Genomic DNA, 13612 nt, shown 5'->3' on the forward strand with positions numbered 1-13612 from the left:
TACGCGGCAGCCCGGACACCGTTACAGGATCGCGAAGTGCGCGACGGGCAAGGGGTGTTATACGCCGTCAGGTGATGGGCGAGGCGTTCGCCGGGGCCGACGGACTTCGGTGCCGCGGAAAACGCCGATGCCGCCCCTGGGGGCGGCATCGGGAGGCTGTGCGGGAGGCGGCGTCAGACGGCCGAACCGGCCTTCCACTGCGCCCAGTCCATGTTCCAGCCGTTGAGACCGTTGTCCGGGGAGACGGTCTTGTCACCGGTGTGCTGGATGACCACGACGTCGCCGAGGAGCGAGTGGTCGTACACCCACGCGGCCGGCGTGTTCGGGTCCTTCGCGCCCTTGGTGTCGGACAGGCCCACGCAGCCATGGCTGGTGTTGACGCTGCCGAAGATGGACTTCGCGCCCCAGTAGTTGCCGTGCAGGAAGGTGCCGGAGCTGGTGAGGCGGATGGCGTGCGGCACGTCCTTGATGTCGTACTCGCCCTTGCCGTCGTCGTCGGTGAAGCCCACGGTCGCGCCGTTCATGCGCGTCTGCTTGAACTTCTCGGACATCACCATGATGCCCGCGTACGTCTTGTTCTCCGGCGAACCGGCGGAGACCGGGATGGTCTTGACGACCTTGCCGTCCTGCGTGACCTTCATCTGCTTGGTCTGCGCGTCGACGTAGGAGACCTGGTTGCGGCCGATCTGGAAGGTGACCGTCTTCTGCTGCACGCCGTAGACACCGCTCGCGCCCTCGACACCGTCGAGGGCCAGCTTCAGCGTGACGGTGGAGTTCTCCTTCCAGTACGTCTCCGGCCGGAAGTCGATGCGGTTGGCGTTGAACCAGTGCCCCACGACCTCCTGGCCGCTGCTGGAGGTGACCGTGATGCCCTTCTGGACGGCGGTCTTGTTGGTGATCGCCTTGTCGAAGTTGATCGAGACGGGCATGCCCACGCCCACGGTGGCGCCGTTGTCCGGCGTGAAGTTGCCTATGAAGCTGTTGGCCGGGGAGACCGTGGTGAACGAGGCGTTCTCGTGGGCGACCCGGCCGGCGGAGTCCTTGGCCTCCGCGGCGATCCGGTAGGTGGTCGACCGCTGCAGCTGGACGCTGGGCTTCCAGCTGGTCTTGTCGGCGGACAGCGCGCCCGCGACGGCCTTGCCGTCGGTGGAGGTCATGGTCACGCCGGTCAGGGTGCCCTCGGCGACCTTGACGGTGGCCGAGTTGTTGATGGAGGCGTTGTTGGAGCCGTCCTTGGGCGTGATCGCGATCTGCGCCTCGGACGACTTCTGGGCCGCCGCCTCGTCGGCCTTGGCCTGCGAGGTGTCGCCGCTGTCGGCCGCCTTGGCGTCACCGCTGCCGGAACAGCCCGTGAGCACGAGCACACCACCGAGCAGTGCGGACGCGACCGTCAGGCCGCGTCGCTTACTGTCCGTAATCACACACTTCTCCATCATTGCCGAATTCGCGAAAACCCCGGGTCCCCGTGAGAACGTTCAACGCTACGGCCGATCCATCCCGTTCCACATAGATCGCGGGTGTGGGCCACGCCACGTCCGCCGAGGCGAGGTGGTACGGAAGTCGTCCGTGCGCCCCTTGAGACGACGAAACCCCGGACGGCGGTTGCCGTCCGGGGTCATGGGTGCCCCGGGCCGCTCAGCCGATGCCGCCCTCTTCGTCGTCCCCCCCATCATCCTCATCCAGATCCCAGTCGGGCGAGTCAGGGTCGTAGGCGATCCGTTCGCTGGACCAGGACGCCTGCTGGAGCTCCACCCCGGGCACCTCGCTGACCAGGTCGAACGGATCCACGAGATAGGCGAGGCCCTCCGCGGTGTCTTCCGTCACAGCGCCCTCGGCCCGGGTCCGCTCCTCCTGCGGCAGCTCCGCGTCGGCGGCGAGCCGGCGCAGCGCCGCTTTGGTCACCGCGTTCTCGTCCGTCACCTCCAGGACGAGTTCCACACGAAGGCATACAAAACGTGATGTCTCTTCAGCACTCATGGCGCGAGCGTACGACCGAAACCTCCCGTGACTTTCCTGTGACCCGCGACTTTCACTAACATCGCTCCACACGGCCAATTCACCAGCGTCACAAGGGGATCGATATTCCGTGTCATCCGTTCGCCGTCCGCTGCTGACCGCCACCGCCGCGGGCACGCTGCTCTGCGCTCTGTGGTTCGTCCCGTCCGCGAACGCGTCGCAGGACTCCCCGGCGAGAGAGACGACGACGCGGTCCGGCACGGCGTACGCCGCGGCACATGTCACCCAGCAGGCCCGGCCGGTGTCGGCGGTGACCGACGGCAGTGCGCGGGAGACCGCGGACGGCACCGAACTGGCCGACACGGGAAGCCCCGACACGACGCCGTACGTGGTGGGCGGGACCCTCTTCCTCGGCGTGGGTGCCGGTTTCGTGGTGTATTCGGTACGCCGCGAACGCCTGGGCTTTTGAATTTTCTTGACCGATCCTTTGACGGCGCACACATAGTTCGCGCATGAAGAGATCATCGGGCGGGACGGGGGCACGGCGCCCGTCTACGCCGAGGTCGTCCGGCACGGGAACACCGTGGCGTCGTACTTCACGACGAACATCGGCGCGATGATCTCCAAGCAGCCCTACGCGGTGTCGCCGGAGGTCGTCAAGGCGCAGTCGGCGAAGCTGAAGTGACGTAGCGACAGAAACAAGAGGGGCCTGCCGGACGGCAGGCCCCCTTCTCGCTCCGCCGCCCTACTGCAGCGGCCCGGTGACCGTCTCCACGGCCGCCACCAGCTCTCCGGCGCGCACGAAAGCGTCGGCGGCGGCCAGGTCGGGTGCCAGGAACCGGTCCGGACCGGGGCCCTGCACACCGGCGGCCCGTACGGCCTCGATGACGGCCTGCGAGGCGGGCGCCGGGGTGAGGCCCTCGCGCAGCTCGATGGCGCGGGTGGCCGCGTACAGCTCGACGGCGATGATCCGGGTGAGGTTGTCCACGGCGGTGCGCAGCTTGCGCGCGGCCGACCAGCCCATGGACACGTGGTCCTCCTGCATGGCGGAGGACGGGATGGAGTCCGCGGAGGCCGGTACGGCGAGCCGCTTCATCTCGCTGACCAGCGCGGCCTGCGTGTACTGGGCGATCATCAGGCCGGAGTCGACGCCGGCGTCGTCGGCCAGGAACGGCGGCAGGCCGTGGCTGCGGTTCTTGTCCAGCAGCCGGTCGGTGCGGCGCTCGGCGATGGAGCCGAGGTCGGCGGCGGCGATGGCGAGGAAGTCCAGGACGTAGGCGACCGGGGCGCCGTGGAAGTTGCCGTTGGACTCCACGCGGCCGTCGGGCAGCACGACCGGGTTGTCGACGGCGGAGGCGAGTTCCCGCTCGGCGACGAGGCGGGCGTGTGCGAGGGTGTCGCGCCCGGCACCGGCGACCTGCGGGGCGCAGCGCACCGAGTAGGCGTCCTGGACGCGGGGTGCGTCGTCCTGGTGGTGCCCGGTGAGCTGCGAGCCCTTGAGCACGGCGAGCATGTTGGCGGCGGCGGCGCCCTGGCCCGGGTGCGGGCGGATGGCGTGCAGTTCCGGGGCCAGCACCTTGTCCGTGCCGAGCAGCGCCTCCAGGCTGAGGGCGGCGGTGACGTCGGCGGACTTGTAGAGGGTGTCGAGGTCGGCCAGGGTCATCACCAGCATGCCGAGCATGCCGTCGGTGCCGTTGAGCAGGGCCAGGCCCTCCTTCTCGCGCAGCTCGACGGGCTGGATGCCGTGCGCGGCGAGCAGCTCACCGGCGGGCCGTACGACACCGTCGGGGCCCTCCGCGTCGCCCTCGCCCATGAGCGTGAGGGCGCAGTGGGACAGCGGGGCCAGGTCACCGGAGCAGCCGAGGGAGCCGTACTCGTGCACGACCGGGGTGATCCCGGCGTTCAGCACGTCGGCCATGGTCTGCGCGACCTCGGGCCGGACGCCGGTGTGCCCGGAGCAGACGGTCTTCAGGCGCAGGAACATCAGGGCCCGGACGACCTCGCGCTCCACCCGCGGGCCCATGCCGGCGGCGTGCGAGCGGACGATGTTGCGCTGCAGCTGGGCGCGCAGCTCCTGGCTGATGTGCCGGGTCGCCAGGGCTCCGAAGCCGGTGGAGACGCCGTAGACGGGGTCCGGCTTGGCCGCCAGCGCGTCCACGATCTCCCGGGCCGCCGCGAGGGCCGCCACCGCCTGCGCCGACAGCTCGATGCGGGCACCGCCGCGCGCCACGGCGAGAACGTCGGACGCCGTGACACCGGACGTCCCCACCACCACAGTGTGCATATCCATATTCAGGAGCGTACGCATTGAATGCGGCGATGTCACTAGTGGGACGCGGGGGTGACCCTTACCGCTCGGTGTGGGCTTCGCCTCACGGGCGACGCCCACGGAAACGGCGGCGCTCGGCGCGCGCGGCAGGCGGTTCGTCGGCCAACCGTACGACGGGATCGTCCGGGCCCTCCCGGCCGGCCACCACCGGCCGGTCCGCGCACACGGCCTTGGCCCGGTACTGCGCGGCGTCCGCCAGCCGGAACAGCCGCCGGGCGTCGCGCACCGGCCCGATCGGGTCCCCGGTCGAGGCCATCCCGCACGCGACCCCCTCCCCCAGCTCCAGCTCCGCCGCCCTGCGGCACAGTTCGTCCGCGGCCTTCACCACGTCGTCGGCGGCCGGGCCGACCGCGAGCAGACAGAACTCGTCGCCGCCCAGCCGTGCGGCCAGCGCGCCCGGCACCATCGCCCCGCACAGCGAGAGCACCGAGCCGAAGCGCTCCAGGAGACGGTCGCCGACGGCGTGTCCCAGGGTGTCGTTGACCCGCTTGAGCCCGTTGAGATCACAGACGACGAGGCTGACGACCACGCCTTCCGTACGATGCCGCTCCACGGCCTCCTCCAGGCGTACGTCCACGGCACGGCGGTTGGCGAGGCCGGTGAGGGCGTCGGTGAACGCGAGCCGACGGGCCTCCTCCAGCCGTTCCGTCTGCGCGAGCCCGGCGGCGACGACCGCGGCCAGCACGGTGGCGAAGTCGGCGTCCGCCCGCCCGAACAGGGGCTCCCCGACCGCGCGGGCGACGTACAGCTCACCCCAGGCCCTGCCGTGCAGCACCACGGGAGCGACGACGCAGCAACCACGGCCTCTGCGGCGCAGGGCGGCGACCCGCTGGTGAAAATAGCCGGGGGTACCGGCGGCCGTCCCCCCGGCGGTCTCCACCCAGGCGTTGGGGCCCCCGCCGCCGGCCCACCGCTCGTGCAGGAACTCGGTGATCTCCGGGAACTGGTGCACCGGGTAGGTCTCGGCCTCCGGGAACTCGTCCTCGTCCGCCGCCCTGTCCCCCACGTTCACGAGGACCCGCAGCCGGCCCAGCTCCCGCTCCCACACCGACAGTGCCGCGAAGCTGCCGTCCAGTGCCCGGCACGCGCCGAGCGCGGCGGCCTGCCACGACTCCCGTGGCGTGTGCGCCGCCGCCATTCCCTGCGCCAGCGCCACGACGGCAACGAACCGCTTGTCCTCGCCCATCACTCCAGGCTAGGCAGGAATGGGGTGATTCGGGACATCGGTGCGGCGATCAGGTGGACCGGGGACCGGCTTTCCGGGCCACGGAACCGGGTGCGGGCGCGCGCGCTGGTCGCGCGGTTCCCCGCGCCCCTTCCGGGCGCTCAGCCGGTGTCCGGTCGGCTCCGGTGGGCGACCCCGCCCCCGGCCGGCCGCGGCGCGGGGCGGCCGGGAATGCTCGTTTCGCTACTCCCCCGGCCACTGCGGCGCGCGCTTCTCGTTGAACGCCGCCACCCCCTCCGCCCGGTCCCCCGAGAACGCCACCGACCGCCACGCCGCGTCCTCGACCTCGAGCCCCGCCCGCAGATCCAGCCCGTGCCCCAGCCGCAGCGCCCGCTTGGCGGCACGCAGGCCGACCGGCGAGTTCGCCGCGATCCGGGCACCCAGGGCCAGCGCCTCCTCGCGATCCCGGCCCTCCTCCACCACCTGGTCCACCAGCCCCAGCCCGGCCGCCTCCGCCGCCTCCACCCGCCGCGCCGAGAAGATCAGCTCCGCGGCCCGCGCGGCCCCGACCCGCCGCGGCAGCAGCTGCGTACCGCCACCGCCCGGAATCACGCCCACCGACACCTCCGGCAGCCCCACCACGGCCGTGCGGTCGGCCACGATCAGGTCGCAGGACAGCGCCAGCTCGAACCCGCCCCCCAGCGCGAAGCCGTGCACCGCCGCGATCGTCGGCATCGGCAGCTCCAGCACCCCGGTGTACGCCCCGCGTGCCACCGGCCGCTGCCGTACGAGGTCCGCGTCGGTGAAGGAGTTCCGCTCCTTCAGGTCGGCCCCGACGCAGAACGCCCGCTCATGGGAGGAGGTCAGCACGACCACGCGCGCTTCCCGGTCGGCGGCCAGCGCCGTGCACGCACCCGCGAGCGAGCGGGCCATCTCCGTGGACACCGCGTTCATGGCCTTGGGCCGGTCCAGCACCAGCTCCGCCACGTGCCCGTGCCGCCGCACCAGCACGAACTCCCCGAGCCGCTCCTCGCTCATGACACCCTCCGGTTAACGCGGGTTAACTCACTGCCGGCCCGATCATCGCAGTCGTACCCGATCCCGGGAAGCCCAGGGGGGCTACACCCGTTCGAGTGACATCCCGGCCGTCTCCCCCCACACCGCCCACAGGACCGCATAACGTGCCTCCGCCACGGCGCGCCCAGAGCGCGCGGCGGGGAGGGAACCCATGACACCGATACGTGCACGGTCCCGTACGGAACAGGAGAGCGAGCCGGACGAACGGGCCGACGGCGGTGCGTCCGGCGTACGGCACGGGCGCCACCGCAAGCCCCGCCCCCGCAAGGTGCTGCTCGCCGCCGGCGGCCTCGCCCTGGCCGCGGGGGTCCTCAGCCTGGTCCGGGTCGCCCCGGAGGCCGGGGTCGGCGCCCCGGGCACGGCGGAGGCCGAGCCCCGGTTCGACCCGAGCGGCAGCGCCACGAACCGCTCGGCGGACCCCGCCGCCACCGCCGCCGCCGTCCCCACCGCGCTGCCCTCGGCGACGTCCGCCATGGGCGGCAGGAGCCTCGCGCCGGCGAGCACCGGAACCCCGGCCCCCGCCGCCTCGGGCCCCGCCGCGGCACCGTCCGGCGACACCGCCGTCCCGACCACCATCCCGACCGGCGCCCCGTCCGCACCCGGCGGCACCACCTCGCGGCCCCCGGCGACGACGTCCGTCCCGCGCCCGGCCCCGGCGACCCCCACGCCCACGCACACTCCGGCCCCGACGCCGAGCCACAGCAGGGCGGACCCCGAACCGCGCGAAGTGTGCCTTCCGGTGATCGCCCTGTGCGTGGACACCCCCGGCGCCCGTGGCCGGTAGGAGGAACCAGGGCCTCTCGTTTGGATCATGCCGGGCTCGCGGGGCCTGGCACCGCTCCCTGATCCGGCATGATCCAGACGAAAGGCCCTAGGCCCGGTTGTCGCGGCGGGTGAGCAGCCACGGCTCGACCACGCCGAGCCCACGCACCGGGCGCTGCCACATCGGCTGGAGCGCGAAGCGGTACGTCGGCGGCTCCTCGCCCTCCTTCTCGGCGGCCGCCGCGGCCTCGGCCGCCTCCGCCTCCGAGGCGGGCGCCTCGCCGGTGCGGATCAGCTCCTCCGCGAAGGCGCTGTCCACCAGCACGGCGTCCCGAGGGGCTATCGAGGTGAGCCGGGACGCCAGGTTCACCGTCGTACCGAACACATCACCCATACGGGTGGTCACCGTGCCGAACGCCATGCCGACCCGCAGCTCCGGCATCGTCTCGTCGTTCGCCAGCGTCTCGACCAGCCGCAGCGCGATGTCCGCGGCCGTACCGGCGTCGTCCGCCGCGTACAGCACCTCGTCGCCGAGGGTCTTGATGAGCCGGCCGCCCCGCGCGGCCACCAGGTCGGCGCAGGTCGTCTCGAAGGCCTCGACCAGCTCGCCGAGTTCCTCCTCCTCCATGCGGCGGGTCAGCCGGGTGAAGCCGACGAGGTCGGCGAAGGCGACGGCGAGCCGCCGGTCGACCATCTCCTCGTCGTCACCGGTCTGCACGACCCGGCCGGCAGAGGCGGCGAGCTGGCGGCGCCAGACGTAGACCAGGAACTCCTCCAGCTCGGGCAGGAGCAGCTCGACGATCGGGTACGTCACCTCGGTGCGGGTCATCCCCGGCTCCGGGGGCTCGGTCAGGCCCTCCAGGAAGGAATCGATCTGCCACTCCGCCAACCGGGCGGTGGTCTGCCCGGTGGACCGGGCCACCTGCACCGCCATGGCCTCGCTGAGCAGCCCCGCCTCCACGAGACCGGCGAGGCGGCGCAGGGCCAGTACGTCGGCCTCGGTGAGGGCCTTGGCCTGGCCGATGTCGGCGAATCCCATGGCCCGCCAGAACCGCGAGGCCAGTTCCATGGAGACACCCGCGCTGCGGGCCGCCTGGAACGGGGTGTAACGGCGCTCGGCGCCCAGGATGAGCTGTTCGAGACGCAGGGCCAGCGGGTCCTCGCCGGTGTCGGCGGCGTGGGCGTCCCCCCGATCGAGGGGAGGGTCCACCCGGCCGTCCGCGCCCGCGCCGGAGCCCGTGTCGTCGACGGTCACGCCTGCTGCCCTTCCGATCTGCCACGGTCAGGTTTCGACCGGCCTCAACTCTACGGCAGGTGTGCGCCAGCTCACTCCGCCGGGTTGGGCCGGGGACCACTGCCCGGTACCGGTTCAGGAGAACCGCCGTGACCCGACCGTGCGTGAGCGCGGTCCACACCTACAGCACCATCGTGGCTGGTCGCGAGGTTCCCCGCCCGCCTTGGGGGCGCGACCCGACTGCGGGCGGCCCTGTCGGCGCGGGTGCGCGACCCGCCCCCGGCCGGCGCCGGAGCAGGGCGGCTCACGCGGGGCGCAGGTGAATGATGTCGCCCGCTCCCACCGGCTCCTGCACCCCGTCCGCCGTGGCGATGACCAGCCGCCCGTCCCCGTCCAGGGCGACCGCCTCACCCACGATCGACCGCTCCCCCGGCAGTTCCGCCCGCACCACCCGTCCGAGCGTCGCGCAGCCCGCCGCGTAGGTGTCCTGCAGACCGCTGACGCCCGGGTCGCCCCCTGCCGCCCGCCACCGCCCGTACCAGTCCTCCAGCGACCGCAGCACGGCACGCAGCAGCGGGTCCCGGTCCGTGCCCCGCGCCCCGGCCAGCGCCAGCGAGGCCGCCTGCGGGACCGGCAGCTCTTCGGACCGCAGCGTGACGTTGACACCGACGCCGACGACCACACCGTCCTGGCCGGCCCGCTCGGCCAGGATGCCCCCGGCCTTGCGCTCCTCCCCGTCCACGGTCACCAGCAGGTCGTTCGGCCACTTGAGTGCCGTGTCCACACCCGCGGCCCGGGACAGACCGGTCGCCACGGCCACACCCGTCAGCAGCGGCAGCCACCCCCAGCGCGCGACCGGCACCTCGGCCGGCTTCAGCAGCACGGAGAAGAAGAGGCCGGAGCGCGGCGGTGCCGTCCACCGGCGGTCCAGGCGGCCCCGGCCTTCCGTCTGCTCCTCGGCCACCAGCACCGCGCCCTCCGCCGCCTTGCCGGCCGCGGCCAGCGCCACCAGGTCGTTGTTGGTGGAGCCGGTGCGCCGGGTGACCTCCAGCGCCGACCAGAGCCCGCCCTCGCGCACCAGCGCCCGCCGGAGCGCGGCCGCGTTCAGGGGCGGACGGTCGAGGTCGGACCAGCGGCTGCCGTTGTCGTCGTCTGCTGCATCTCGGGGCGTCATGCAAGCCACCCTAGGTGTGGTAAACGACGCAGTGCTGATCGGTAGGGCCGCCACTACTCTACGGATGAGTAACCGTCCCCCCTTTTGAGCAGGCAGGGAGCCGTATCCCGATGTCCGAGCCGGAAGAGCGTCACGAGATCCAAGGGATCGACATCCACACGACCGCGGGCAAACTCGCGGATCTCCAGCGGCGCATCCATGAGGCGACGCACGCCGGCTCCGAACGTGCCGTCGAGAAACAGCACGCGAAGGGCAAGCTGACGGCCCGTGAGCGCATCGAACTGCTGCTCGACGAAGGGTCGTTCGTCGAGCTGGACGAGTTCGCCCGGCACCGCTCCACCAACTTCGGGCTGGAGAAGAACCGCCCCTACGGCGACGGCGTGGTCACCGGGTACGGAACCGTCGACGGGCGTCCCGTCGCCGTGTTCTCCCAGGACTTCACCGTCTTCGGCGGCGCGCTCGGCGAGGTCTACGGCCAGAAGATCGTCAAGGTCATGGACTTCGCGCTGAAGACCGGCTGCCCGGTCATCGGCATCAACGACTCCGGCGGCGCCCGCATCCAGGAAGGCGTCGCCTCCCTCGGCGCGTACGGCGAGATCTTCCGCCGCAACACCCACGCCTCCGGCGTGATTCCGCAGATCAGCCTGGTCGTCGGGCCCTGCGCGGGCGGCGCGGTCTACTCCCCGGCCATCACCGACTTCACGGTCATGGTCGACCAGACCTCGCACATGTTCATCACCGGCCCGGACGTCATCAAGACCGTCACCGGCGAGGACGTCGGCTTCGAGGAGCTGGGCGGCGCCCGCACCCACAACTCCACCTCCGGCGTGGCCCACCACATGGCCGGGGACGAGAAGGACGCCATCGAGTACGTCAAGCAGCTGCTGTCGTACCTGCCGTCCAACAACCTCTCCGAGCCGCCGGTCTTCCCCGAGGAGGCGGACCTCACCGTCACCGACGAGGACCGCGAGCTGGACACCCTCGTCCCGGACAGCGCGAACCAGCCGTACGACATCCGCACGGTGGTCGAGCACGTCCTCGACGACGCCGAGTTCTTCGAGACGCAGGCGCTGTTCGCGCCGAACATCGTCACCGGCTTCGGCCGGGTCGAGGGCCAGCCGGTCGGTGTGGTCGCCAACCAGCCGATGCAGTTCGCCGGCTGCCTCGACATCGACGCGTCGGAGAAGGCCGCCCGCTTCGTGCGCACCTGCGACGCCTTCAACGTCCCCGTGCTGACCTTCGTGGACGTGCCGGGCTTCCTGCCCGGCGTCGGCCAGGAACACGAGGGCATCATCCGGCGCGGCGCCAAGCTGATCTACGCCTACGCCGAGGCCACCGTCCCGCTGATCACCGTGATCACCCGCAAGGCCTTCGGCGGCGCCTACGACGTCATGGGCTCCAAGCACCTGGGCGCCGACCTCAACCTCGCCTGGCCCACCGCCCAGATCGCCGTCATGGGCGCCCAGGGCGCGGTCAACATCCTGCACCGCCGCACCATCGCGGAGGCCGAGGCGAGCGGCGAGGACCTCGAGGCGGTGCGCGCCCGGCTGATCCAGGAGTACGAGGACGCCCTCCTCAACCCCTATGTCGCGGCCGAACGCGGCTACATCGACGCGGTGATCATGCCGTCGGACACCCGCGCCCACATCGTCCGGGGGCTGCGTCAGCTGCGCACCAAGCGGGAATCCCTGCCTCCGAAGAAGCACGGCAACATCCCCCTCTAGAGGCTGGCCGATCGATTGGAAGCCGTCATGACGATCAAGGTCGTACGAGGCAATCCGACCCCGGAGGAGCTGGCCGCCGCACTGGCGGTGGTCCGCGCCCGCGCCGCGGCGGCGGCGGCAGCCCAGCCGTCCGGCGTGGCAGCCCCGCGGGATTCGTGGTCGGACCCGTCCCGCATCGCCTCCGCCCACCTGCCCAGGCCGGGCGCGGTCTCCTGGACCCGCACCTATTGGCCGAGCTGAGCGGATCCCGCCCCAGGGGTGCGGGCAACCCCCGCACCCCGCCTCAGGGGCGCGGGGGACCCCGCACGCAACCGCGGCACCGGGCGCCGATCTGAGTAGCGGTACTCAGGCGCCCTCCCCGGCCGAAGCCCCACGCTGGGGAGCATGCTGTGGTCAGACCCCGAGAACGAGCCGCCCGAAGAACTGCGCGACACGCAGGAGATGCTGCGGCGGCTCGGCCTTCTCATGGCCCTGGCCATGGTCGTGGCGATGATCGTGATCGGTCTGAGGTGAGTCCCGGCAGCGCCACGTGACTAACCTGACCACATGACTGCCAAGCACCGCAGGCGACTCGTGCTCGCCTCCCAGTCCCCCGCCCGGCTCGGCCTGCTCCGGCAGGCCGGCCTCGCGCCCGAGGTGATCGTCAGCGGGGTCGACGAGGACGCCGTCACCGCCCCCACGCCGGCCGAGCTGGCGCTCGCCCTCGCCGAGGCCAAGGCCTCCGTCGTCGCGGCGCGGCCGGAGGTGCAGGGCGCCCTGGTGATCGGCTGTGACTCCGTGCTGGAGCTGGACGGACAGGCGCTCGGCAAGCCCGCCGGCACCGAGGAGGCCACCGCCCGCTGGAAGGCGATGCGCGGGCGGGCCGGGGTCCTCCAGACGGGGCACTGCGTCTGGGACACGGAGGCCAAGCGCTACGTCTCGGCGACCGCCTCCACCGTCGTCCGGTTCGGCGAGCCGAGCGACGAGGAGATCGCCGCGTACGTGGCCTCCGGGGAGCCGCTCCACGTCGCCGGGGCGTTCACCCTGGACGGCCGTTCGGCGCCGTTCATCGAGGGCATCGACGGCGACCACGGCAATGTGATCGGCATCAGCCTGCCCCTGGTGCGCAAGCTCCTCGCCGAACTGGGTGTCGGCATCACGGAGTTGTGGGAGCCGGCCGGGTGACCTGGGCGGGGACGGAGTCCTGCGGCTCCTCGTCCCCGTCCTGCGGCGCACCGCGCTGCTCCGGAAGCCGCCGCGGCGCGCCGGCCGCGTCCCGCGGCTCGGTCCGCGCCTCGGGGTCACCGCCGTCGGCCGCGTCACCGCCGGTGGCCCCCTGCTCCGCGCCGTCCGCACGGTCGTACGACATCAGGAGCAGGACGATCAGCGCGAGCACCACGACCATGAACAGGAACGCGGTCCACCCGATCAGGCCCCAGGCGAACGCGCCCAGCAGGCCGTGCACCACCGCCGCGCTGATCAGCAGCACGCGGCCGAAGCCGGCCGGGACGCGGTTGCGGATCGCGACCAGCAGGGCCACCAGGGCGCACAGGGCGAAGTAGAGGCCGAAGACGACGCCGCCGATCTTCGAGGACGTCGACATGACGTCGGGGTCGAGGCCGGCCAGGGACATCTTCTGCCGGTCGACGACCACGCCGAGGAACCAGTTCACGGCCGCGATGCCGAACGCCTCGGCAAGGAGGACGACCGCCACGACCCACGCCACCGGTCTGCGCACCACCGGTACCCACCCACTCTCCAGCGATCCGTTACCCCAGGTACGTTCGAGCCATCGCGAACGCTACTAACGGGTAAACCCGGGGACAAGGGTTCGCGCGGCAGCAAAGAATCATTGGGCCATTCGTAGGGACTCGACAAAGAATCAGAGTGGGCCGCAGCACGCCACCACAGAGACCTTGACCACACGACAGGGCTAGGGTTTCCCGGAGGAGCCCTGCGTACCGAGGTGCGACTAGGGCTTTCGCGGGTCGAGCGCGCCTCGAATCACGCTCCGTGTGGGCAAGGTCACCATTGGGGACGGGTCGAAGTGCCGTGTCGGCAGTCCCTAAACTCGGCTTGTTTCAAGGAGGGAGCCTCAATCGTGCGCAAGGTGCTCATCGCCAACCGTGGCGAAATCGCTGTCCGCGTGGCCCGGGCCTGTCGGGACGCCGGGATCGCGAGCGTGGCCGTCTACGCCGACCCGGACCGGGAC

At 72.0% G+C, this 13612-nt stretch carries 15 protein-coding genes; 7 read left to right on the forward strand and 8 right to left on the reverse strand.

The features are described 5' to 3' along the window. Positions 1-173: 173 nt before the first annotated feature. Both AC07C1_RS19125 and AC07C1_RS19130 read right to left on the reverse strand, forming a co-directional pair. On the reverse strand, positions 174-1433 hold the full coding sequence (locus AC07C1_RS19125) for a L,D-transpeptidase (RefSeq protein ID WP_478940431.1): 1260 nt from the start codon (positions 1431-1433) through the stop codon (positions 174-176). 202 nt (positions 1434-1635) lie between these two features. Further along, complete coding sequence (locus tag AC07C1_RS19130; RefSeq protein ID WP_478940390.1) at positions 1636-1977, reverse strand: hypothetical protein; 342 nt, start codon at positions 1975-1977, stop codon at positions 1636-1638. A 109-nt stretch (positions 1978-2086) separates the two neighbouring features. Here AC07C1_RS19130 and AC07C1_RS19135 point away from each other — a divergent pair, with 109 nt between their 5' ends. Next, positions 2087-2425, forward strand: coding sequence for a hypothetical protein (locus AC07C1_RS19135; protein ID WP_478940392.1), 339 nt, complete (start codon positions 2087-2089; stop codon positions 2423-2425). A 276-nt stretch (positions 2426-2701) separates the two neighbouring features. On the opposite strand, the gene hutH is transcribed toward AC07C1_RS19135, so the two are convergent. The 3 genes from hutH to AC07C1_RS19150 form a co-directional block, all read right to left on the reverse strand. Further along, positions 2702-4240 carry a histidine ammonia-lyase gene (hutH, locus tag AC07C1_RS19140; RefSeq protein ID WP_478940433.1) on the reverse strand — a complete coding sequence of 513 codons (1539 nt, stop codon included), beginning with the start codon at positions 4238-4240 and terminating at the stop codon, positions 2702-2704. Positions 4241-4328: 88 nt separating this feature from the next. Beyond that, entirely contained in the window at positions 4329-5471 is a 1143-nt protein-coding gene (locus tag AC07C1_RS19145) for a GGDEF domain-containing protein (protein WP_478940394.1), read from the reverse strand. Positions 5472-5693: 222 nt separating this feature from the next. Then, complete coding sequence (locus AC07C1_RS19150; RefSeq protein ID WP_478940396.1) at positions 5694-6488, reverse strand: enoyl-CoA hydratase/isomerase family protein; 795 nt, start codon at positions 6486-6488, stop codon at positions 5694-5696. Between the two features lie 190 nt (positions 6489-6678). Here AC07C1_RS19150 and AC07C1_RS19155 point away from each other — a divergent pair, with 190 nt between their 5' ends. After that, positions 6679-7311 carry a hypothetical protein gene (locus AC07C1_RS19155; RefSeq protein ID WP_478940398.1) on the forward strand — a complete coding sequence of 211 codons (633 nt, stop codon included), beginning with the start codon at positions 6679-6681 and terminating at the stop codon, positions 7309-7311. An 87-nt stretch (positions 7312-7398) separates the two neighbouring features. Here the strand turns inward: AC07C1_RS19155 and AC07C1_RS19160 are convergent, their stop codons facing one another. Both AC07C1_RS19160 and AC07C1_RS19165 read right to left on the reverse strand, forming a co-directional pair. Continuing rightward, positions 7399-8544: an adenylate/guanylate cyclase domain-containing protein gene (locus AC07C1_RS19160; protein WP_478940400.1), complete on the reverse strand. Its 1146-nt coding sequence runs from the start codon at positions 8542-8544 to the stop codon at positions 7399-7401. Between the two features lie 283 nt (positions 8545-8827). Continuing rightward, entirely contained in the window at positions 8828-9697 is an 870-nt protein-coding gene (locus tag AC07C1_RS19165) for a biotin--[acetyl-CoA-carboxylase] ligase (RefSeq protein WP_478940401.1), read from the reverse strand. Positions 9698-9807: 110 nt separating this feature from the next. Here AC07C1_RS19165 and AC07C1_RS19170 point away from each other — a divergent pair, with 110 nt between their 5' ends. The 4 genes from AC07C1_RS19170 to AC07C1_RS19185 all read left to right on the forward strand — a co-directional run bounded on the left by AC07C1_RS19170 (position 9808) and on the right by AC07C1_RS19185 (position 12585). After that, positions 9808-11421: an acyl-CoA carboxylase subunit beta gene (locus tag AC07C1_RS19170; RefSeq protein WP_478940402.1), complete on the forward strand. Its 1614-nt coding sequence runs from the start codon at positions 9808-9810 to the stop codon at positions 11419-11421. Between the two features lie 27 nt (positions 11422-11448). Continuing rightward, a complete protein-coding gene (locus AC07C1_RS19175; protein WP_478940404.1) occupies positions 11449-11661 on the forward strand; it encodes an acyl-CoA carboxylase epsilon subunit in 213 nt (70 codons plus the stop codon). A gap of 144 nt (positions 11662-11805) precedes the next feature. Further along, the gene (gene mmpB, locus AC07C1_RS19180) at positions 11806-11934 is read left to right on the forward strand and encodes a morphogenic membrane protein MmpB (protein WP_454318482.1); all 129 of its coding nucleotides are present in this window, start codon (positions 11806-11808) and stop codon (positions 11932-11934) included. Positions 11935-11967: 33 nt separating this feature from the next. Further along, positions 11968-12585: a Maf family protein gene (locus AC07C1_RS19185; RefSeq protein ID WP_478940406.1), complete on the forward strand. Its 618-nt coding sequence runs from the start codon at positions 11968-11970 to the stop codon at positions 12583-12585. On the opposite strand, the gene AC07C1_RS19190 is transcribed toward AC07C1_RS19185, so the two are convergent. Continuing rightward, positions 12557-13141 carry a hypothetical protein gene (locus tag AC07C1_RS19190; protein WP_478940408.1) on the reverse strand — a complete coding sequence of 195 codons (585 nt, stop codon included), beginning with the start codon at positions 13139-13141 and terminating at the stop codon, positions 12557-12559. The genes AC07C1_RS19185 and AC07C1_RS19190 overlap by 29 nt on opposite strands. Before the next feature lie 360 nt (positions 13142-13501). Here AC07C1_RS19190 and AC07C1_RS19195 point away from each other — a divergent pair. Beyond that, a partial coding sequence (locus AC07C1_RS19195) for a biotin carboxylase N-terminal domain-containing protein (protein WP_311582598.1) occupies positions 13502-13612 on the forward strand: 111 nt, incomplete at its 3' end.

It is taken from the genome of Streptomyces sp. NPDC045022, from assembly GCF_056432605.1.